Raw genomic sequence first — 22559 nt, forward strand, 5'->3', positions numbered from 1 at the left:
ATGATAAAACAAAGTGAGTTTGTCCTTTATTTTAGAGTTTTATGTCACAAGAACCGACTTTGAATCCTTGGAATTATAAACCCTGGTGGTGTCAGCCTTGGTCAATTTTGTTAACGGGAGTTACGTTGATTGTGGGCAGTTGGCTGGTGTTTCACAAACTTTGGGTAACGGCGATCGTGGCGGTCCCTTTGGTGGCGTGGATGGGGTTTTTCTTATTAATTTGGCCGAGATTGATGATTGAAAGTGGGATTTTGGAGCGTTACGAAGCTCAATTCAGAGCAGGGGGAACAGGTGAGAAGGAGGGATAGGGAGGGTCATTGGTTTTAACTCTCTATCATAACTCAGGAATTTTGTCAAGTTTTTGATAGGGTTAGGTGGGCCGATCGCCCTCGGTGGGGGACGGTCCTTGATGGAGAGATAGGCACTTTTGAGAAATTGCCCCTATCTCTTCATCGCCGAAGTGATTTGCTCTAAAAAAAAGGGAAAAATTATCTAAGGAGTTCTGAGCAAGTGCAGTCGCCTACAATACATTTATCTTAACTTTCTAGCGGTCTTAATTTTGTTTTAATAATTTATAGAGCGATTTCGTCGCAGTGAGTGTAGGAGTCTGATTTCCCAGCCGAGTGGCTTGGAGAACGCGAAGAGTGCATCTACGGGGACTCCCTCAAAGGTCAGAACAGTGAAGGAAACAGATATATGTTGCTTACGACTAGCATCCTTGCTCGAAATAACGTGAATCTGGTGGGTCAGGGTACTGAAACGATGATTTTTGCCCACGGTTTTGGAACGGATCAAACCGCGTGGGGTAAGCAAGTCAAGGTATTTGAACCCAATTATCGAATTGTCTTATTTGATTTAGTGGGCTGTGGCAACTCGGATTTATCCGCCTATAGTCCGCGTCGCTACAGCAGTTTGCACAGCTATGCTGAGGACTTACTGGATTTGTGCCACGAGCTCAAACTCCAAAACTGTATTTTTGTGGGTCATTCCGTCAGTGGGATGGTGGGGATACTGGCGGCCTTATCAGAACCGAAACGCTTTAAACAATTGATTTTATTAAATCCATCTCCCCGCTATTTGAACGATCAGGGATATAGGGGGGGATTTGAGCAAGCGGATCTCGATGGGGTGTATGGGGCGATGTCCTCAAATTATCACGCGTGGGCCAGTGGGTTTGCGGAATTGATGATGGGGAACAGAGACAAACCGGAACTGGCAATCAATTTTGCCCAAAACCTCTTAGCGATGCGTCCGGATATTGCTTTAAGCATTGCCAAAACAATTTTTCAGTCGGACCACCGGGGGGACTTATCGCGGGTGCAAGTTCCCACGGTGATTCTCCAGTCTACCCATGATCCGGCAGTACCGGCAGTCGTGGGGGAGTACCTGTCCGAAAAAATTCCCAATAGCCGACTGATTCCTATCAAGTCAGAGGGACACTTCCCCCACTTAAGCACACCAGAGACCGTATCGAGGGCGATCGCATCATGTTTGTCCAATTGACTCGGTTTTCTCAGTTTTCTCGGTTGACTCAGTGGACTGAGTTAACTCAGTTTTCTCGGTTGACTCAGTTAACTCAGCTTACTTATCCGGAACAACTACGTCCAGACCGCTTGCCCCGATTTACGTCCAGGGTTTGGGCGTCGATTCTGGTTTTGTTGGTGCTGGGATGGCTACTCGGATGGACTCCGGTTTGGCCCGTCGCCTTAGCCCTCTTGACGGTGGGAATTTTTCGCCCCCTATTGGCTGTTCCGGTCTCAATTCTAGGAATCAGTTTAGTGTCTTTTTTAGACCTCCAACCCGGTGAGGGGGTGTTTGCCTATAGCTACGGTGTAGCCTTGGTGGGGGTGGCTTTTCTGGGGGTAGGACTGGGGAAATTTTTGCGCCAGGTGGAGTGGCAATTGGCGTTGCAATCGATGCAACTCCAGTTGGCTGAAGATCAGGCGGTAGGGACTCCGGAAACGGTTTTGAGTCAGACTTTAAGCTTGCTGATGACTCTCGTCGATGCCGATGGGGCGATCGCCTTGCGACAAGTGGATGAAGTCACCGCTGAGGCGGTTGTCTGTCTGCCGCAAACGGTGTTAGCCGATAAATTTACCTCTCCCCAACTGTTTGCCGAGGCGATCGCCTTGAATCGCTGCTTGTATTATCAGAACTATCCCCACCACCCGGGGGCAATTCGCGGTTTAATTGCTGCCGGTACAAAATCTTTGGCCGTTTTGCCCTTGCAACCTACCGTGAGGGAGGGGGCAGAGGGCCTCTGCGGGGGCATTTTAATCATTTGGTCTCGCAACGTTACCCTCACACCGGATCTACAACGCTGTCTGGAATCCCTGCGTGGGGAACTGCGAATGTTACTCCAGTTTCAAGACACAACTTGGCGATTGGAACGGACGACCATCCGCCTCGGGGCGATTCTGGAAACGATTCCCCAAGGGGTGATTTTTGTCGATGATCGCGGGGAACAGAGTTGGTTGAATCCGAGTGCAGCGCAACACCTAAATTTGCAGTCTGGAGAGGTTAAACCGTTAGAAATCGCCCTCGCAATGGCGAAGTTACGAGCCAATGCGGAGAATCAGGAAGCCCTATGCGCACAAGCGGCCAAACTGTTCCAAGAACCGGGGATGGAGATTCGGAATTGGCAGTGGGTTTTTACAAAACCAGAACGTAAAGTGTTGAGCATATCCATTACGGCGACTCGGATTCGTAATGTTCCCGGTCGGCTATGGGTGATTGATGATATCACCGATCGCTATTGGTTACAGCAGGCATTGTTAGACCGCTCTCAGGATTTAGCGCAAGCTAATGAAGACCTTCATGAAGCAGCAATCCAACAATCTTTGTTATATCGACAACTGCGGATCGCCAATGCGGAACTGGAAAAGTTAGCGACAACTGACGGATTAACTCAAATTGCTAATCGGCGCATTTTTGATACGGTATTGGCACAGGAATGGAAGCGATTAATGCGATCGCAATCTCCCCTCTCTGTGATTTTGATTGATGTAGACTTTTTCAAACGGTATAACGATACTTACGGACATCAAGCTGGGGATGAATGTCTAAAGAAAATTGCCCAGGCTATCGCTTCAGTGGTGAAACGTCAAGGGGATTTAGTGGCCCGCTATGGCGGGGAAGAATTTGTAGTGATCTTACCGGCAACCGATGGACCGGGGGCAGTGCGAGTGGCGGAAGAAATTCGAGTAGCGGTGGCAGAAGCTAATCTGGAACATAAGACCTCTACGGTACGAGAAATCGTCAGTCTGAGCCAGGGAATTGCTACTTTGATCCCGCGACTGAATACCAGCGCTGATGAACTGATTGCCGCTGCGGATGAAGCGTTGTATTACGCCAAAAATCGAGGTCGCGATCGCTATGTTGTGTTTGATCGCAAAATGCAAGATCGATCGCTGGCGATCATCCAAGTGGAAAAGGATTTACGCCTTGCCATTGAGCGCGAAGAATTTTGCTTACACTACCAGCCGATCGTCTCCCTGATTAATGGAGAAATTGTCGGCTTTGAGGCATTAATCCGGTGGAATCATCCGGAACGGGGCCTAGTTTCTCCTGCCGAATTTATTCCCATCGCTGAACAAACGGGCCTAATTACCTCAATGAGTTGGTGGATTTTCCAGGCGGCTTGCTGCCAGTTACGGGAGTGGCAATTGCGCTTCCCTTATTATCACCGTTTGACCATGAGTATTAATCTCTCTGGGAAGCAGCTCGAACAATTGGGGATGGTGGAGCGTTTGGACCGAATTTTGAAAGAAGTCGGAGTCGAGGCTACTTCGATTAAGCTGGAAATTACGGAAACTTCCTTAAAGGAAACCCCGGCTTTAATGACCCTTCTCAACCAGCTTAAGGCGATGGGATTTCAGTTGGCGATCGATGATTTTGGAACGGGATATTCTTCCCTGAGTCGTCTGCATCAGTTTCCCATTGACACTTTAAAAATTGACCGCTCTTTTATCCACCAAATGAGCCGAAATCCCAAGGGATTAGCGATTGTAGAAGCGATCGTTATTTTAGCGCAACATACCCAGATTTCTATCATTTCTGAAGGCATCGAAACCATTGCCCAACTCGAACAGTTACAAAATCTAAACTGCGAATTTGGGCAGGGATATTTGTTCTCTAAACCCCTAGACCCTAACGCCGCCTATGCCCTTCTGGCAGAAAATGTTACCCCCCCGAGTTTAAACTGCATATCTCTACCTTTTTGTCAATCCCCTAACGGAGGATAAATGGGAGGGGAGTACAGAAGAAAAAACAAGTCTAAAAAAGAATTGAATCTGGGTAGCTTCTAGAAGGAAACACTTTGTACAATCAAGGGTGAGTTGTTATAGCAATACGGACCCCCTGTGGGAGAGCGAAATCCAGATGAAGCCCCTCTTTTGCAGTAAAGGACATGATAATTTCCCCGGAAGTCGCTTTTGCCAGTCCTGTGGCGAACCTTTAAAGGTGCTAGGCGCGGAGGGAATCTCCATAGGAGCCATTTCTGCGGGAACCATTGTGGGCGATCGCTACCGACTGGTGCGAGAACTCGGTCATGGGGGCTTCGGACGCACTTATCTGGCTGAAGATATCAATCGTTTTAACGAACGGTGCGTTCTTAAAGAATTTGCCCCCAAGGTTCAAGGCACTTACGCCCAACAAAAAGCCGAGGAACTCTTCGCCAGGGAAGCCGGTGTTCTCTACCAACTCCAACACCCGCAGATTCCGAAATTCCGGGAACTGTGCCGATCGCCCATTGAGGGTCGCAGTCGGTTGTTTTTGGTGCAAGATTACGTTCCGGGTCAAAACTACCGGGTATTGCTCTCCCAACGCCGTCAGCAAGGGCAGAAATTCACCGTTGCCGAGGTGACGCAGTTACTCCAACAACTGTTACCTGTTTTGGATTACATCCACTCGCGCCGGGTGATTCATCGGGATATCTCCCCCGATAATCTGATTTTCAGGAATTTGGATCAGTTGCCGGTTTTGATTGATTTTGGTGGGGTCAAGCAAGTAGCGGCCCAGGTGGAGTCCCAAGTCATGAGTCCCTCAGTGACGAGTCCTCCCATGCCGGTTGCCACCCGTCTGGGTAAGGTGGGATATGCACCGGAAGAACAGATGATGTTGGGACAAGTCTATCCCCACAGTGATTTATATGCCCTTGGGGTAACGGTTTTGGTCTTGTTGACCGGGGAAGAACCCCAGCCCTTTTTTGATCCCCAGGAGTTGAATTGGGGAGAGGGTGGACTTGGGGAGATGCCACGGGGTTTGCAACAGGTCCTGAAAAAAATGTTGGCCCGTCGGGTGGGCGATCGCTTCCAAAGCGCAATTCAGGTTTTACAGGCGATCGCTGAGGTCCAATCCCCAGGCACTCTAGGGCCCCAGTCTCAACCTCCGGCCCCCCCGACCCGGCCCACTTCTGTCCCACCCGGGACGGTGTTTCCCACGGAATTCCCCCCGGAGAACCTTTCTTTGGCTAAAAATATCAATTCGGGGTCATTATCTCCCTTCCCCGCATCGGTGGCAGAAATGACGGGGACTGCGGCCATTACTGCAATTCCCCAGTCTCGCCTCGGGCGACTGCCTTGGTGGGGTACGCTCTTATTGGTGATGATGTTAGTTGTGGGTGCCGGGAGTCTGGGTTGGTGGGGTGGCAGACAGTGGGTGAAATATAATCCGATGCAACCGACGGGCTCTGCTGAGAAACCGGATTTATTTGAAGATGTTGATCCAGATTTAGCGGAATTTTCCTCCCGTTATTCTCCCGAGGAATTTAAGCGAAAAGAAGCCCTACGCGATCGCCGAGAGCAACTGGGGATTTCCTATCAATTTTATGTGAATCTGGTTAATGAAGCCTTTTATGAACGATATCCCAGCCAACGGGAGGTTATTTTAAGTTATGAACCCGTAGATGAACTGTGGCGATCGCGTTGGGATGAATTAGCCGCTGAACTGTTGGATTATTTAGCGACGTTAAGTGACCAAGCGCGCCGGGGTTTGGGGACTTATGATCACCAACAGCGCGATCGGGTATCAATGGCGGTGAATCGATTACAACTAAGTAGCCGCGCACTTTATGATTTAGCCGATGCTCAATTTTTTCATCAATTTCCTGAACAGCAAGGGGTCGAGTTTATTAATCAACCCGTCGGCCAAATTTGGCACGCGATCGTTGCCGATCAACTCACCGCCTTACAAGAAGGAAAAACCTTAGAAACCATTCAATTCTCCCACGGTCAATTTCGGCATCAGGTTACAGGAACCCTCGCCCCTGGTGCAGGAAAAGCCTATACGGCCTATCTATCCAAAGGTCAAATTCTTCGCTTATCTTTGCAAGCCAATCGTAATCTACAAATCTCTCTTTATCCGCCAACCAGTACAACAGACCCCCTCTTGGAAGATTCTTCAGAACAGTCTTGGAGTGGTGTTTTACCCGAATCGGGCTATTATGAAATTATTGTCATATCCAATGAGAAAGAGTCTGCATCCTATCAACTCAATCTCGCTGCCGATCGCGTGACTTCAGAGTAATATCCTGTTCCGGGGTGAGCCATATTGATTAAACCGATTGCCAAATTCTGAAAAGCTGATTGGTGTTTTTAAGGGGGTGGGGGAATCAATCGGTTATTTGGCAAGCGCTCTATTCTTCCTCATCCAGTGCCCCGATCGCCTCATCAAACTTGTTAATGATGTTGAGTAATTTGGAGACCACGTGTGTAAACACTTTTTTACGTTCTAATAACTTGGGTGTTTGGTTACAAGCACTCAGCACGGTTTCTCTGAGTGGCTCTTTCCCGGAGAATTGATAATCCGCAATCATTTGATTAACTGCTTTGATTTTTAAGTTTTCTGTTTGACAAAATTGCTCAATTGCGGTTATCCGCTCTTGAGTCCAGAAGTCCTGAAAAACGGCTTCGATTTTTTCGTCTGGGTCAAGGGTGGGTAATCGCTCGTCGATAAATTTCTCTAGTAAATCCCGTTTGCTGCGTAATTGCGCTTCGTTGCCAATGAGTTCCAGGATAGAGGCTTTCTGGCTCTGGTACTCTTCTGACGTGACATCGGTTTGGCGATCGCGCTGGAGGTTGCCCAGGAGTTTGAGGATATAGGAAACATTGATTTCATCTCGCTGGATCAGTTCCAGTTCAAAATCGATTTCCTCGACCCAAGTTTCTTTCTGTTCATCAGATTTTAAGCGCGTTCTCTCATAGATATCCAGATATTTACTCTTATAATCTTCAAAGGTTTGTTCATCTAAATTTAAGTCGGAAAAACTAAACTCAGTGAATGATTGACTCACATTTAAAAAGCGAATGATATTCCGAAAAGCCTTAACAAATTTAATTTGGTCATCTTCATTAATCAATTGATTGACATCGTTGGGAATCTTAGCGATCGCCCTCAGTGCTTGAACCCCCTCATTAAATTGTTCTACATGATACTCATAGGGTTGAATAAAAATTTCTTCCTTGGCGTTTTCATCGGAGAACAGCATAACGGCTTCGTCTGTATTCTCCTTGAGGTTGCGGAAGCAAACGATATTTCCCTGGGATTTGAGTTCGCCTAGTATGCGATTAGTACGGGAATAGGCTTGAATCAGCCCGTGATACTTGAGATTTTTGTCAACGTAAAGGGTATTAATTTTTTTGACATCAAATCCGGTGAGGAACATATTAACCACTAAGAGAATATCTGCCCGTTCAGCATCTGGGGCATCTTCGCGATCGCGGTCCTTCATCCGTTTGGAAATATCTTTATAATAAGCGTAGAATGCCTGACTATCTTTCGCCGAATGTTGGGTTTTATACATCTGGTTATAGTCGGCGATAAATTCATTCAGCTTGTCCCGGCTATGGTGGCGGCGACGGGTATCTGTGGCAATATTAAAATCCGGTTCGCCAATCAGTCCGTTGGCTTCGTCATCGTTTTCGTTATCAATGGGAGTAAAGATGGTGACAACGCGCAGATCGTGTAATCCCTGTTGTTTTTTGGCTTTAAATGTCTCGTAATAGGTGATTAGGGCGTTTACACTGCTGACGCCGAACATAGCGGAGAACTTTTTACGGTGGGTTTTCCGGTGATGGTTCTCAATAATCCACTCTACAATCAGGGCAATGCGATCGGGGTTTTCAAAAAACTCGCGATCGCCCTTTGGTTCAGTAATGATCGTGCCGTCTTTGCGTTTCAACTTGCCCCAATATTCGACGGAAAATTTAAGGACATTTTCATCGGCGATCGCATTGGTGATTACATATCGGTGCAAACATTCGGTAAATAAAGAGGCAGTCGATAGTTTTAAGCCATCTTTCACATAGACATTTTTCTCGGCAAAAATCGGTGTGCCGGTAAAGCCGAACAGTTGGGCATTTTGGAAAAAGCGGGTGATTTTGCGGTGGGTTTCACCAAATTGGGAGCGGTGGCACTCGTCAAAGATAAAGATAATCCGTTTATCCCGTAGGGGAGACATATCCGCTTCATGGCGTGAGGAAGTGATCGCCCGGTTGAGTTTTTGGATCGTAGTGAGGATTAGGCGACTATTCCCCGACATTTGTGTAACGAGTTGTTGAGTGTTATCCGTAGTGTCAACGCAATCGGGGCTATAGTAGTTAAATTCTTGACTGGTTTGATAGTCGAGATCAGCGCGATCGACCACAAACAGCACTTTATGAACCGTGGGAAGTTCGGTGAGAATTTGGGCAGTTTTGAAGCTGGTGAGGGTCTTGCCTGAGCCGGTGGTGTGCCAGATATACCCGTTTTTATGGGTGTTTTTGACCCGCTCAATAATAGTTTCGACGGCATAATATTGGTAGGGACGTAGCACCATCAGCACCTTATTAGATTCGTGCAGGACGATGTATTTACAAATCATTTTGGAGAGGTGGCATTTTTCCAAAAAGCGATCGGTAAACTCATTGAGATCGGTGATTAGCGTATTGCCTTGGTCTGCCCAATAGAAAGTCTGTTTATACTCTTGTTTCCGGTTATTGGCGTAGTAGCGAGTGTTAACCCCGTTGGAGATTACGAATATTTGCACATATTGAAAGAGTCCATTATCTGCACCGTAGGAGTGGCGTTGGTAGCGATTAATTTGGTTAAATGCTTCTTTAAGTTCGAGTCCCCGGCGTTTAAGTTCAATTTGAACCAGGGGCAAGCCGTTGATTAGTAAAGTTACGTCGTAGCGGTTTTTATAACTGCCTTGGTTGGTAATCTGGTTGGTGACTTGGTATTGATTTTGACACCAGTGTTCGGTGTTTAAAAATTCTAGGTAAAAAGTGGTGGCGTCGTCGCGCCTGAGTTCCATTTTGTCCCGGAGGCGTTTAGCGCGATCGAAGACATTACCTTTGTCGAGGTGGTTGAGGATGCTTTTAAATTCTTGGTCGCTGAGGGTGATGTTATTATGTTTTTCGAGTTGGGTTTTGAGGTTGGCAGTCAGTTCAGCAGCATTGCGGATCGTGACAGGTTCATAGCCCAGTCTGGCAAGGCGTTCAATCAGGTTTTGTTCGAGTTGTGCTTCAGATTGGCTCATGGGGATAATTTATTGAAGAATGGTATTAATTTGATGTTTTAGAATGGGTAAATCTTCCAGGACTATTTTCCAGATAATGTTTAAATCAACTCGAAAATATTCATGCACCAATAAGTTCCTGAAGCCGATAATATCTTGCCAGTTAATTTCTGGATATTGCTGATGAGTTTGAATAGTCATAGCTCTGGCTGCCTCGCCAATAATTTGCAACTGTAGAAGTATCCAGCCTTGGATCAATTCATTAGCAAAAAATTCTTTTTTGCCTTGGATGGCATATTTCTCGATTTTGCCGATCGCTTCTTGGATGTCGAGTAAGCGTTCCCTGTCATTTCTCATAGGGTGAGCGACTCCTGTAAGACTTGATCGCGGATTCTGTCTTTGAGTCCGTTGGCGGTGACGACATCAACCTTAATACCGAGCAGGTTTTCTAAATCATGGATGAGACGGACAGGAAACCAGGGGCTAATTTTGTCAATGTCATAGTCTACGATTAGATCAAGGTCGCTATTTTGGTCGGCTTCATCTCTGGCGACCGAACCAAAAACCCGCACATTAAAGGCTCCATGCTTGGCGGCGATCGCTTTAATCTGTTCTCTTAGGGTTGGGGTTAAATCGTTGAAAGTCATCGTTTTAGGTTGTGGTTTCTAAAGTTAGATCAAGACCCCGATAGACTTGTTCAATCGGGACCCTGAGATTGATGCTTTTCAGTTCGACGGTATCCCCTGCTTGATAGTTAATAATTAACCAACTGCTTGCCTCATTTTTATGATACAAATCCATTTCGATGCTGGTGGAACTAACCAATAAGTAATCGATTAAGGCTGGGTTTTGGCGGTACATTCGGAATTTTCTACCTCTGTCGTAGGCTTCTGTACTCTTGGATAAGACTTCGACGATTAGGCAGGGATAGGTGATATATTGGGTGGCAGTTTTGTCGCGATCGTCGCCAGTGACGCTAATATCTGGATAGATATAATGATTGGTTTCAGCAATATTAACTCTCAAGTCTGAGTTACCTGTTTCGCATCCACTTCCCTCTAAATGGTTGGCAAATAGGGTTGTGAGTCTGACGGCAATGCGGCTATGGTTTACGCTGCCGCCACTCATGGCATAAACTCGACCGTTAATCAGTTCATATTTTTCTAGCTGCTGTTCTTCCCAAGCAAAGTATTCTTCTGGGGTAAGCGGTGGAACATTGTCTTTTGCTACAATCATAGTTGGGGATAGGGTCAGTGTGGTTTGGAATGTTTGTTTTGATTTTAACAATTTAGACAAACAATTTTTGAAGTAACCCTTTTTTGAATTGTTCGGTTTGGTCGATTTGGCGGGATAGGGTTTCGATTTTGCAATCAATAGTGGTTAGGAAGTTGGCGATTTTTTCTTGTTCCTCATGCAAACTCGGAAAAATAATTTCTAATTTCTTTATTTGTGTTCCTGTAATCAAGGGTTGTCCAGACCCAAATACCATTGAATTTAACCGTTTTATTTCAAGCTGTGTTCTAAATAAATAGACATTATTAGGGCTTTTTACTTTTATAATAATCGTATTATCTGTCACTCCATAAACTCCACTTGCATGAGAAATTTTCCCAGCATTTGCTCCAACCCTAGCTATGAGAATAGCTTCCCCTGAATAGTCGCCCATTTCTGATGTTCCAATGATTCCAGTTGATCCATAAACAGGATAATCACCAACCTCTTTGATTGCTTTAGAACGCCCTGAAGATACGCTGTCTACAATATCCTCTAACTTTTTCTTTTCCCAAGGTGGGAAGGGGGATCCATCGGGTTGGGTGAAGCGGATTTGTTGGGAGAAGAGTTTTTGCATTACGCCGCGTTTATAGGTTTGCAGGTCTTCCAATTTGCGGCGGAGTTGGTTGAGGCGCGTATCCACTGCCCCCAAAAAACTCGCGATCTTCTCTTGTTCTTTTACAGATGGAATCGAAATATTCAGCTTCCCTTGCTCAGTTATTCCAATATAAGGTCGTGTTCCGCCAGCCGCAAGAACTTTTAGCATCTTTTGAAAGTTAGAAGATACAAAAAAAGATGCCAGAAACAGATTAGATAATAATTTTAAATTTTTAACACGATAATAAGTAACCTGCGGAGTAAGCATTATGAAAGGAAACGGAGTTGGGCCCACAATCGCCACCTCTCCGACTGTTCCTTTATGTGTTAATAGTACATCGCCCTCCTTAGAAAATCCTTTTTGCAAACTTCTAGCTAAATCTTCTGATATATATGGACATTCACTATACTTAATAACCCCATTTTGAATATTATTAGACATTACAAAAGGAATTCCGCTTTTTACATAATCAAAAGATGTGGGGTGTAGATTTCCATGATTACCGTCAAGAGGCTTGTAAATAAAGTTTTCTTTGACTAATTCTGAGACTGATTTTATCAACCAAGGCTCAATAAAATCAGGAAATCGCAACACCGGCACATTTTTCTTCAATTTCTTACTCATTACCTATTTTTAAAATTTTTATCAATAAAATCAGTCAATTCCTGATAAAACCCTGGCCCCTTTTGTATATTACTGGTTGCAGTCACCAATAAACTTAAAACTTCCACCAATGAACGAATCGCCGCATCACAAACCAAATCAAAAAGCTGGATTAAATCATCTTGATTTTGTTGTCCGTAGGCTAACGCATTAATATAATCATTCCGAATTTGATTATCAATCACAACAATGGGATACCCCGCTCGAATTAATAGTAAATTCATTAATAATCTAGCCGTTCTCCCATTTCCATCTCGAAAAGGATGAATTGAAACGAAACGATAATGAGCCATTGTTGCATATTCTACAGGATGGAGTTTTAAAGCAGTAGCTGAATTGAGCCAGGCCACAAAATCAGCCATTAATTGAGACAGTAAATAATGGGGAGGATAACGATAATTTGTCCCTGCCGCCATCACATCCAGATTCCGATAACTCCCCGCTTCATCAGGGTTGATTTTTCGGATAATTAAATTATGAATTTGTTTGATTTCCCATTGATTAATTTCCGTATCTTTTTGGGCTAACCCTTCAATATAGTCGATCGCATCCTTATGCCCAATTACTTCTAAATGTTCATCGAGAGTTTTGCCCCCCACCGTAATGCCCTTTGTTAACACTAACTCAGTTTCACTTTGGGTTAACGTATTCCCTTCAATCGCATTAGAATTATAAGTAAAGCGAACATCATAAAGTTTTTTGAGTTCAGCAATCATCATGGGGTCAAACGGTCTAAAGCCATCTAACCAAGTTTTGAGTTTATCGATTTGCTCTAATTTAAGCTGATAATTCATAAGTAAATAGTGAGTTATCAAAGCGGGTAAGGATAAATCTTTCTGTTGACTTAATCCCCTAAGCTGTTGAATAAATTTACCGTATAATCGAGAAGAAGACCCCAACAAGCGATCGCCCCTCACCCTAACAAAGGACTGATTGATTCTCGGTTCCATTTTTTGAGGCTCCTACCTATGCCATATTCCCTAATCATTTTGTTGATTTTTTTAAAATATCGTGCCATCTATTCCTTTTTAAACCGCTCTAAAATTCCCGAAACAAACAGTTCCCCATCAAGGGACGGTTCCTCCTGTACCCGATCAATAGCCGCTTGGACTTTTTCCCGAACCAACATAGCCCATTCACTTTCTGCCCGTTCGTATTCCTCAAGCAATCGAAAAGCAACCTCAATCACCTGCTCAGTCGATTGATACTTACCCGTTGCAACCTTCGCATGAACTAGACTCTCCTGCTCTGGTGTAAGCCTTACATTCATCTTTGATAACCTCCTTTCGTTCAATCGTTAATGCTTTTATTCTATTACCCCATTCCTTAAAAAGGCGACTCAATCCCCAATTCCTCGCAAAACCCCCGAATCAGACGGTCCGTTTCCACCATCTCCTGATCAATCTTTCGGATCTCCCGCGCCACTGCATCTAAATCAATTTCCTCCTCCTCTTCAAACGTATCTACATAACGGGGAATATTTAGATTAAAATCATTCTCTTCAATTTCCGTTAACGGAGCACGATAACTATACTTTTCTTCCTGGGTTCTTTCCCGATAGGTCTTAATAATCTTCTCAACATCCTCATCCCGCAAATAATTTTGATTTTTGGCCTTTTCAAAATAGGCACTGGCATCAATAAACAAAACATCATCAGGATGTTCCCGACACTTCTTGAACACCAGCACACAAGTGGGGATACTCGTGCCATAAAAAATATTAGCAGGCAACCCAATCACCGCATCTAACCAATTGCGTTCCTTAATCACATATTGACGAATCCGCCCCTCTGCCGCGCCCCGAAACAAAACTCCGTGAGGCAACACTACCGCCATTATGCCATTGTCATCCAGATGATGAAGCATATGCTGCACAAAGGCAAAATCCGCTTTAGAACTGGGAGCCAATGAGCCATACTGACTAAAGCGATCGTCGGACTCAAACAGCTTATTAGCGCTCCATTTCGCGGAAAACGGCGGATTTGCCACCACCGCCTCAAACCGCATTCCCTCATGTTGCGGATGTTCTAGGGTGTCCTCCTGGCGCAAATCAAAATTGCGATAATGTACCCCATGCAAAATCATATTCATGCGAGCTAGGTTGTAGGTGGTGCGGTTCATCTCCTGCCCGTAAAAATCCCCAACTGACTCCACTTCCCGCGCCACCCGCAGCAATAGCGAACCCGATCCACAGGTAGGGTCATAGACTGATTTCAGCCGACGCTTTCCCGTTGTTACAATTTTGGCTAACACCTTAGAAACCTGCTGCGGCGTGTAAAACTCCCCCGCTTTCTTCCCAGCACCACTGGCAAACTGCCCAATCAAATACTCATAGGCATCCCCGAGTACATCACTCTCCGTATCCTCTAGGCGAAAATCAATTTTATCCAAATGCACTAAAATCTTGGCAATCAGCGCATTTTTTGCCTTCGGAGTGCGCCCCAATTTGGTTGAAGTCAGATCCAGATCCTCAAACAAGTGATCAAAATCCTCTTCACTTTCCTTCCCCATTGTGGAACGTTCAATCCCGTTGAGTACCTGAGTCAAATCATCCAAAATAAAATTAGATGACTCAAAATCCTCATCTGCTAGATTTTCCTCATGGGCTTTCTGAGTTCCTAACGCCCGTTCCGCCAATGAACTAAATAACTCCGACGGTTTGAGAAAATAACCCAACGAGGCGATCGATTCTTCCTTAATCGCTTCTAAATATTCTTGCCCTTCCTCGGAAATTTCATCAATTTCCAGAAAATCAATCCCATCCGCTGCTAAGACTTCATTAGCATAGAGATGCTGCCGCTCAGACAGGTATTTATAGAAAATGAACCCTAAGCAGTAATCCCGAAACTCATCCGCATTCATCTTACCCCGCAGCGAGTCGGCAATATTCCAAAGCTGTGTTTCTAGCTTTTTCTTGTGTCCGGTTTGCCCATTCAGTCCGTTCGTCATTGCTCTTTCGTACAGGATGATCCCGCGTAAATTAGGTCATATATTGTGTAAGCCGGAGCCGTGAAGACTAAAAGGCTCCGAATTAGTCAATTTTTCGGACTCCATCCGAAAATTGACGCGGGGGAGTCCAGGGATTCCCGCCCTAAAGCTAGGAGTTTTCATAGTCTTGCAGATCCGGTGCATCAAGTCAAGCGCTGGGAAATTCTCGAACCGTTTGATTCTCCTTGGCAAATTGGCGACTGCCAGCACTAATCACAGCAGAATGGTTAGAAAAGCTAAATTTTTCCGACCTCAAAATGCTTCGGCAATATTGCACTTTGCTACAATGAGAAAGCGAATCAATCTTTAAGCCCTAGCCTTATGGAGCTTTTAGATGGGCGATCGCCTCGCTCAAATTCCCTCCCTAAATTACTCATGAGTAAACAAACCATGACTCAGACCCTTACAAAACCCATCTCCTTTGATGAATTTGTAGCCTGGTATCCAGAAAATGCTGTTGGCAAATATGAATTACACAACGGAAGGATTGTAGAAATGCCTTTAGGAACGGGTGCACACTCTAATATTATAGGTTTTATTACGGGTGAACTCCATTTGGAAATCAGACGACTGAAATTACCTTACTCTATTCCCGGTGATTGCTTGCTGAAACCTTTAGAGGATGAATCGGGTTATCAGCCTGATATTATTGTCCTGGATCGGGAGCAACTAACCAATGAACCTCGTTGGCAAAAAGAGTCTATCATTACCCTAGGAAGTTCAGTGCGGTTATTGGTAAAATTAGTGAGTACCAAGTGGCAAAACGATTATCTAAGAAAAGCGGGGGATTATGAATTAATGGGAATCCCAGAATACTGGATTGTAGACTATTTAGGTTTAGGAGGTCGGCGCTTTATTGGTAGTTCTAAATCTCCGACTATTTCAGTTTATTATAGGGTCGATGGCGAGTATGAAGTCAGGCAATTTCATGATAATGAAAGAATTGAATCTTTGGCTTTCCCGGAATTACAATTAACAGCAGCACAAATTTTTAAAGCATAAGAGACATTTTGCATAAAAAGGATGGATCCCCCCAACCCCCCTTCTTAAGGGGGGCTTAGATTTGTAATACTTGTGGGCTTTTTCTGATGTTTCGAGAAGTATTAACTGGAGAGTAGACAGGCTTTAAAGAAGTTGGTTTCTAGCGATACTGAATTTAGGAAATCTGCCTATCAAAGTCTTTCATTAAAGCTATTTTGTATCAAAAATTAGGGTTAATTTTTCCAAAATCTTTCAGGGTTTCCCTGGAAAATTGATAAAACATAATCCCCCTGATTTGCTGAATAATTTGTACTGACATCAGCGATCAAGCCCGATTCTACCGCAGTAATCTCGATAATTTGGGGAAGTTGTCCAGTTTTGTCAAAGCTCAAGAGTTGGTAAAGACAGTCGCCTGTTTTAACCACGGTTCCCAAGGGTAATCGGTTCTGAATCATTCCCCCTGCGGTGGCATAATATTTACGAATTTGGTCTTTGGGTATAAAATTTATTGAATGTAAAGCTGTTTCTGGTAGAGGAAATCCGGGAATATCTAACATTCCTTTTTGCGCCAAATAGTTCTGAATTCCTCGGACTCCTTTGGCGACGGATTGCGGATTCATCTGCATTCCGGTCCCGAGTTCAAGGGTCCAGGATTCAACATCAAACTGGATGGATTTTCCCTGTTTTGCGAAACTGTTCTCTAATGCCAGCCAAGGTTTCATCCCCGCTTCATCAAAGGCATCGCCATCATATTCGTTCATTAGAATTGCATAATCGAGCAGAAAGGCTTTAGCACTTTCTTCTCGGGAACTGAAGCAATAGAGATAATCTAGTCCTTGATTGGTGGAACTGTGGCAGTCAATGACATAATTGGCATCTAAGCTCAATGATTGTAGTTGATAGCGATACTGTTCGACGAAGGGAACGCCACTAGCGGCGGTTATTTCTTCTTGGAGTTTATGGAACTGTTTTAGGATAATATTTCGATAGTTGGCGGCGATTTCTTCGGGGTTTAGATTAATTTGTGAGGAGGCAAAGTGATTAATATCAGTGGCTACTTTTTCATAATCCCAAAAGATTCGATTCCAGTCTTTGCCATCATAGCTGTGATAGCGTCCGCTGGAAAAATGTTGCGATCGCTGATTAATTCCCAAGGGATTACAAACTGGAACCAGCCAAATCTCGCCGGTGATTTGGTTGGCATCTAACCCGTGCAAACACTCGATTAATTGATGAATTACCGCATTTCCGGCGATTTCTGCCCCATGTAAATTGGACTGAATATAGGCTTTGGGACCCGGATTGTCTCCAATAAATTTATAAACCTGGATAAACAAGCGATCGCCTGAAGCGAGTTGAACAATGGGAATTGTCTCAATAATTGGTAGCATAGAACCTTGACCCTTGCACATTTTAAGTTGAAATTTTACAACAAAAAGACACGGCTTTTTTGCCGTGTCTTCTTTACAGAGTTAACTCAATTCCCGAGTTAACCTAAAACTGGAACCTGAATTATGGAGATCCGGCACCAATAGGGTTGCCGATCGCCGCTAACTCCCCAGGTAACAAGGTGGTTTGTGCGAGTTTGTCCAGCAAATCCTTCCACTGGATATACTCTAAGGATGGCAGAACCAAATCCGCATCCTGGAACCGTTCTACGGGACCTAACCCAACTGCCCACATTCCCGCTGCTTTCGCCGCTTCTACCCCGGAATCGGCATCTTCAAAGACGATACATTGTGCCGCAGGAATCCCCAATAGTTCGGCAGCATGAAGGAACAAATCGGGGGCGGGTTTTGAGCGCGCTACGCTGTATCCATCGGCGATCGCCTGAACCAAATGCCCAATTCCCAAGCGTTCCACGACCATGTGAGCATTTTTGCTCGATGACCCGATCGCCACCTGAATCCCTGCTGCTTGCAGTTCCTTCAAAAATTCCATCGCCCCGGGTAACAAATCTTGGGGACCAATTTCCGCTACGAGGTCTACATAGTAACGGTTTTTGCGGTCCATCATCTCCTGCATTTGCGCTTCCGGAACTTGACGACTGCCTAGCAACGTTAACAGCGACTCACGACGTGCTAACCCGCGCATGGCTTCATTTGCCTCGCGATCAAAGGGAATTCCCTCCTCATCCGCCAGTTGCTTCCACCCTAAATAGTGATATTCTGCCGTATCCGTCAGGACACCATCCAAATCAAAAATTACCCCGCGCAACCCGTCGCGTAAAGCCGTTGCGGTAATTTCGGACAAAGGAGATGTTGTCTGTTGGGACTCTAGGGAGAGAGTATCCTGCTTAATATCAAACTCATACCAGCGATCGCGCCAGGAGAGTTTGAACTTCAGACGAGTCCATCCGGGGGGTAAGTGAGGATTGGCGATCGGACCCCGTTCTGTCAGACGAATTCCGGCGAATCCAAACACGACTGCTTGCCACACCCCTCCCGTCGAGGCAGCGTGAATTCCCTCACAAGCATTACCCCGCACATCTTCTAAGTCTACTAATGCCGCCCGCATGAAGTGTTCATACGCCTCCATCGGTTGATCCAATTGTGCGGCTAAAACGGCATGAATTGCCGGACCCAGACTTGATCCATAAACGTGATCGGTACGGGGACAGTAGTAATCCCAGTTCGCTTGCAGGGTTTGGGAATCATAGCGATCGCCCAACAGATACAGCAACATCAACACATCCGGCTGTTTCAGAATCTGGCATTGATTGGTCGTCTCAATTCCCAAAATCGCCTGCATCGACTGCTGACGCGGTTCGTAATCGGCCAAATTCACATCTTTGAGCCCGAAAAAGCCTTCGGATTGCTCAATTAACCCCGTTTCTGTGGGGGTCGGCAGATAAATGAGTTCAATCACCCGGTTCCAATGGGTGAGGCGTTCTGGAGTGAGATTCAGTCGCTGCACCAGTGCTTGTGCCTGATCCGGTGCAAAATCCTGTAACCAGTTCAATACCTGTTGGGCGGTTTCCAGATGCCATTGCATCATCCGGTTGGTGAAGGTATTGTTATTGACGCGATCGTGATTTTCGTCGGGTCCGATTACGTCGCGAATTTCATAACAGTTGCGATCGCGGTTCCATTCGGCGCGACTTCCCCAGAATACCGCCGTATCCAGGATTAACTCTGCGCCATAGTCTGCCATCCAGCGATCGTCTCCGGTGATTTGCCAGTAGTTCCAGACGGCATACCCAACATCGCTGGTGATGTGCAGTTCAATATCCCCACACCAAATCCGCACCAATTCTTTCCCTTCTGCATCCGGGACCCAACGGGGGGTAACTTCATCTCCCGTAGCTGCGCTTTCCCAGGCAAACATCGCCCCTTCATACCCCGAATCAGCCGCTTTGCGACGAGCCCCGGGGAGGGTGTGATAGCGGTAGGTGAGAGCATTTCGGGCGATCGCCGGTTGGGTGTAGCTTAAAAACGGCAGTAAAAAGATTTCCGTATCCCAAAAGACATGACCCCGGTAAGCAAACCCCGATAAGGTTTTTGCGGGAATGCTGACATGACTATCATGGTGGGGGGCCGCTTGCAGCAATTGGAACAAATTATAACGGATTGCCTGTTGCGCTTTGAGGTCCCCTTCAATCACCACATCGGATTTTTCCCAAAGTCCTTCCCAGGCGGCAGTATGTTCGTTGCGCAGGGTGTCGTAGTCTTTGAGTTGACTCAGTTTGGCGATCGCCGCCTGAGTTGGGGCCTCCGTATCCCGGGAGGTGTAAATGGTTACTAATTTTTCCACCGTCACCGTTTCTCCTCGGTTGCCGTCGAAGCGAGTGGTGAGGGAGGGATATCCCGGGGTCGTCATGGCAAACACCGGAAAGGCTTGCTGCTGCGCGTTTTTAACGGAAAGCTGGGTTGCCATCCCCAATTCAATCCCACTATGTAACGTAGACAACTGCATCCACACCCCATCCACTTCTGACGGAAGGAGGGAAAAGGGGAGGGAATTGCTGGATTTAGCGGTTCTAACTGAGGTTAAACCTTGATTAATCCATTTCCAATGCTTGATTCCTTGGTTATCCGGGTGTCCATCGAGTCCCGCTTGGATTTCCACGATATCAGAGAAATCGATGGGAGTAACCGTCAGTCGGATGGCAGCGATATGGTGATCGGCAAGGCTGGTAAACCGCTCAAAATGGAGGTCCAGGGTTTTTCCCTGGGGACTGCGCCAACGAATTTGGCGGCTGAGAATGCCGCGTCGCATATCCAGTAGCCTTTCGTAGTGCAGGATTTCGCCGCGATCGAGGCTGAAGTATTCGCCACCGACAGACACCACCATCGGCAGCCAATCGGGACAATTTGCCAGTTCCGTATGGACGATCGCGACCTTATCATACACGCCATTAATCAAGGTGGCAGGTTTGGACCCGGGATGTCCTTCCTCGAAAGTTCCCCGAGTGCCAAGATAGCCATTTCCAAGGGTAAAAACTGTTTCGTGATGATCCGGTTCGTTGGCTGGGTCAAAGTTGCGTTCGGTGATAGTCCAATCGGTTGCGTACATCGGTATCCGCTCAGGTAATTCTACTTAACTATTTGAGGGTTTTGGCTGTAAAAACAAATCAGGGAAGGTTTCTACATCCAGGGGGCGATCGCAAATGAGTCTTTTAGGAAATTTTGCCTAAAATCTTCCCTACGATCTCTTCTTCTATTTATAGAATCCCTCTCCGGATAGATGTAACTATCAAAATGCTAAAAAACTCTACAAAACGATACAAAATTACATAAAGTCATGAAATGCTTATTTGTTTGGTAAAAATCTCCTAAAATTTGCTATAATAAGCCCACATAAAATCAGGAAATGTTGACAAGACAAATCTTACCCAGTTTCTTGGGATTTTAAGGGGTAATTCCTGGATGGATGGGTCACCCTTACCCAGGTCTCACTCCCGAGATTCAGTCTCAAGTTAGCCCCATGACCCTAGAAAAAGGCCATTACAAAAGCACTTCCTAAAACTGGGTAGGGTAGAGATACCCCCTGCAATCCACCGGCCTTCGGGCCTAAACAAGGGTAGGGATGAACCCCTATTTTTTCAATAAACTCGGTTTTAACCCAGACTCGCCCAATGGTTTAGGGACCTGCCCCAGATTGGATTTTTTTAGGGAATTTGATTTGAAATTTTACGCGTCAATGAGGGTTTGTGGTTACAATTGCTACCCTAAAAATAGGGACAGTTAAGGAGAGTTACAAGAGTCCAGCAAACCCTAATCTAGCCATCCAAAGCCATTCCCTTTCTTGGGGATTAAGCTAGGGTCGGTCAGTGTCACCCCCACCGGCGCTCTTCCGGTGGGGACTGGACAAATGATGATGGAAACCCAGAGGATTTCTCAACGGGATTTAATCCAGGATATAGAGTAGGATTATTATAAACAATACTATATCTGCGAACTCTGAAATGTTAGGGGATTGAGGGGTTAACCTGGGAATGAGCGTGGCTTTCTTTCTCCCTCATTCCGAGTGAAACCCTTGAGGAGGATTAATTCTGCTTGGCAGTAGAGAGGTGGCCCAGTTGTGCGGCGTAAACCGAGTTCTCCCGTAGTCGCCGATCGCGCTTCACTACTTGACGATCCGGTGCCGTTGTCTTAACTTCCTGATGAGGACGCATATCCCACCGCCTTTCAAAAAAGAGTACCAAAGTACCCGTCATAATCAAACCGGTCACTAGATATTCCCATCCACTGAACGCCGGTAAAATCGCTATCCCCAAAAAATGAAATCCTGCTGCCAACAAGGTACTGCGCGATCGCAATGCCCATCCGGTTCCCACATATCCCAGTCCACATAATGCCAACCATAACGGACATAGACGGATCAAAATGTCTCCCCAACCATAAGCGATACTGGCGTCCGTTAAAATCGTTCCTCCCACCATCAGGAATCCCCACCAATAAAGTGTCCAGCGCACTTCTTCTACCGTCACCCAAAACCAGCTTAAGTAGCACATGATTGCGGTTGCCACCAGAGTGAGGATAGACCAGGCGATCGCTTGCGTTGTCCAATTAATGGGAAAAAATTGGGCCGTGAAGAAGATAGCTGCGGTCACCAACGCCCAAACCATCATACTTTGATCAATGCGGGTATAAAATTGCTTGAAGATACTCCGCCCTCCAATCTTCCACCGAATTCGCCATAATCCTTGGCAATCCTGAATCGTACTCGGATCGGGTTTTTTAGAAAAAATGGGTTGGTTTGTCGGAAAAAAACTCATGTCACACTCTCTGTTAAACGTTGTTCAGTTTTATAGTTCAACGTTAACAATTTTGAGAATTGTCTTACATCTTCAATCCGGCGCGAATTCTCAATTTTAGGCGAAATTAACTCAAAATATACCTCTGGGTATATCTTCGGAATACAGAGAACTATTCTTTAATCTTTAAGGGAATAATCGTAGCTATTAAAAGCACTACAAGTAAGCAAAAATTTTTTCTAATATCAAATGGATAAACCCAATATTATTAGCTTTTCCAGGAATTTATGACCGGGCTAATCATCCCCGGCTTAACCCGTTGAAGTCCGAACCTTTAGCCTGTAAAATTTCTGGAACCGTTT

At 45.6% G+C, this 22559-nt stretch carries 16 protein-coding genes; 5 read left to right on the forward strand and 11 right to left on the reverse strand.

Annotation, left to right across the window (positions count from 1 at the left end; genetic code table 11):
* Nucleotides 1–41 precede the first annotated feature (41 nt).
* The 4 genes from NG796_RS15605 (at nucleotide 42) to NG796_RS15620 (ending at nucleotide 6525) form a co-directional block, all read left to right on the forward strand.
* Nucleotides 42–308: a DUF6737 family protein gene (locus tag NG796_RS15605; protein ID WP_261207777.1), complete on the forward strand. Its 267-nt coding sequence runs from the start codon at nucleotides 42–44 to the stop codon at nucleotides 306–308.
* A gap of 388 nt (nucleotides 309–696) precedes the next feature.
* The gene (locus tag NG796_RS15610; RefSeq protein ID WP_261207778.1) at nucleotides 697–1503 is read left to right on the forward strand and encodes an alpha/beta fold hydrolase; all 807 of its coding nucleotides are present in this window, start codon (nucleotides 697–699) and stop codon (nucleotides 1501–1503) included.
* On the forward strand, nucleotides 1488–4244 hold the full coding sequence (locus tag NG796_RS15615) for a putative bifunctional diguanylate cyclase/phosphodiesterase (protein ID WP_261207779.1): 2757 nt from the start codon (nucleotides 1488–1490) through the stop codon (nucleotides 4242–4244). The genes NG796_RS15610 and NG796_RS15615 overlap by 16 nt, the downstream gene beginning before the upstream one ends.
* A gap of 136 nt (nucleotides 4245–4380) precedes the next feature.
* Complete coding sequence (locus NG796_RS15620) at nucleotides 4381–6525, forward strand: serine/threonine-protein kinase (protein WP_261207780.1); 2145 nt, start codon at nucleotides 4381–4383, stop codon at nucleotides 6523–6525.
* A 109-nt stretch (nucleotides 6526–6634) separates the two neighbouring features.
* Here NG796_RS15620 and NG796_RS15625 read toward each other — a convergent pair whose 3' ends face one another.
* The 8 genes from NG796_RS15625 to NG796_RS15660 all read right to left on the reverse strand — a co-directional run bounded on the left by NG796_RS15625 (nucleotide 6635) and on the right by NG796_RS15660 (nucleotide 14978).
* Nucleotides 6635–9517: a type I restriction endonuclease subunit R gene (locus tag NG796_RS15625; RefSeq protein WP_261207781.1), complete on the reverse strand. Its 2883-nt coding sequence runs from the start codon at nucleotides 9515–9517 to the stop codon at nucleotides 6635–6637.
* A 9-nt stretch (nucleotides 9518–9526) separates the two neighbouring features.
* Nucleotides 9527–9853 carry a DUF86 domain-containing protein gene (locus tag NG796_RS15630; protein ID WP_261207782.1) on the reverse strand — a complete coding sequence of 109 codons (327 nt, stop codon included), beginning with the start codon at nucleotides 9851–9853 and terminating at the stop codon, nucleotides 9527–9529.
* Nucleotides 9850–10143 carry a nucleotidyltransferase family protein gene (locus NG796_RS15635; protein ID WP_261207783.1) on the reverse strand — a complete coding sequence of 98 codons (294 nt, stop codon included), beginning with the start codon at nucleotides 10141–10143 and terminating at the stop codon, nucleotides 9850–9852. The genes NG796_RS15630 and NG796_RS15635 overlap by 4 nt, the downstream gene beginning before the upstream one ends.
* A gap of 4 nt (nucleotides 10144–10147) precedes the next feature.
* Complete coding sequence (locus NG796_RS15640) at nucleotides 10148–10732, reverse strand: Uma2 family endonuclease (RefSeq protein WP_261207784.1); 585 nt, start codon at nucleotides 10730–10732, stop codon at nucleotides 10148–10150.
* A 52-nt stretch (nucleotides 10733–10784) separates the two neighbouring features.
* A complete protein-coding gene (locus tag NG796_RS15645) occupies nucleotides 10785–11990 on the reverse strand; it encodes a restriction endonuclease subunit S (RefSeq protein ID WP_261207785.1) in 1206 nt (401 codons plus the stop codon).
* On the reverse strand, nucleotides 11990–12979 hold the full coding sequence (locus NG796_RS15650; protein WP_261207786.1) for a Fic family protein: 990 nt from the start codon (nucleotides 12977–12979) through the stop codon (nucleotides 11990–11992). The genes NG796_RS15645 and NG796_RS15650 overlap by 1 nt, the downstream gene beginning before the upstream one ends.
* Before the next feature lie 68 nt (nucleotides 12980–13047).
* Nucleotides 13048–13299 carry a type II toxin-antitoxin system ParD family antitoxin gene (locus NG796_RS15655; RefSeq protein WP_261207787.1) on the reverse strand — a complete coding sequence of 84 codons (252 nt, stop codon included), beginning with the start codon at nucleotides 13297–13299 and terminating at the stop codon, nucleotides 13048–13050.
* A 56-nt stretch (nucleotides 13300–13355) separates the two neighbouring features.
* Nucleotides 13356–14978 carry a type I restriction-modification system subunit M gene (locus NG796_RS15660; protein WP_261207788.1) on the reverse strand — a complete coding sequence of 541 codons (1623 nt, stop codon included), beginning with the start codon at nucleotides 14976–14978 and terminating at the stop codon, nucleotides 13356–13358.
* Nucleotides 14979–15407: 429 nt separating this feature from the next.
* Between NG796_RS15660 and NG796_RS15665 the strand changes: the two genes are divergently transcribed.
* Nucleotides 15408–16019: a Uma2 family endonuclease gene (locus tag NG796_RS15665; RefSeq protein ID WP_261207821.1), complete on the forward strand. Its 612-nt coding sequence runs from the start codon at nucleotides 15408–15410 to the stop codon at nucleotides 16017–16019.
* 212 nt (nucleotides 16020–16231) lie between these two features.
* Here NG796_RS15665 and NG796_RS15670 read toward each other — a convergent pair whose 3' ends face one another.
* The 3 genes from NG796_RS15670 to NG796_RS15680 all read right to left on the reverse strand — a co-directional run bounded on the left by NG796_RS15670 (nucleotide 16232) and on the right by NG796_RS15680 (nucleotide 22218).
* Entirely contained in the window at nucleotides 16232–17389 is a 1158-nt protein-coding gene (locus tag NG796_RS15670; RefSeq protein ID WP_261207789.1) for a succinylglutamate desuccinylase/aspartoacylase family protein, read from the reverse strand.
* 121 nt (nucleotides 17390–17510) lie between these two features.
* Nucleotides 17511–20513, reverse strand: coding sequence for a beta-phosphoglucomutase (gene pgmB / locus NG796_RS15675; RefSeq protein WP_261207790.1), 3003 nt, complete (start codon nucleotides 20511–20513; stop codon nucleotides 17511–17513).
* A gap of 973 nt (nucleotides 20514–21486) precedes the next feature.
* Nucleotides 21487–22218 (reverse strand): hypothetical protein, encoded by a 732-nt coding sequence (locus tag NG796_RS15680; RefSeq protein ID WP_261207791.1) that lies wholly within the window; start codon nucleotides 22216–22218, stop codon nucleotides 21487–21489.
* Between the last annotated feature and the right edge of the window lie 341 nt (nucleotides 22219–22559).

The sequence above is a fragment of the Laspinema sp. D2d genome, from assembly GCF_025370755.1.
GTDB lineage: Bacteria > Cyanobacteriota > Cyanobacteriia > Cyanobacteriales > Laspinemataceae > Laspinema.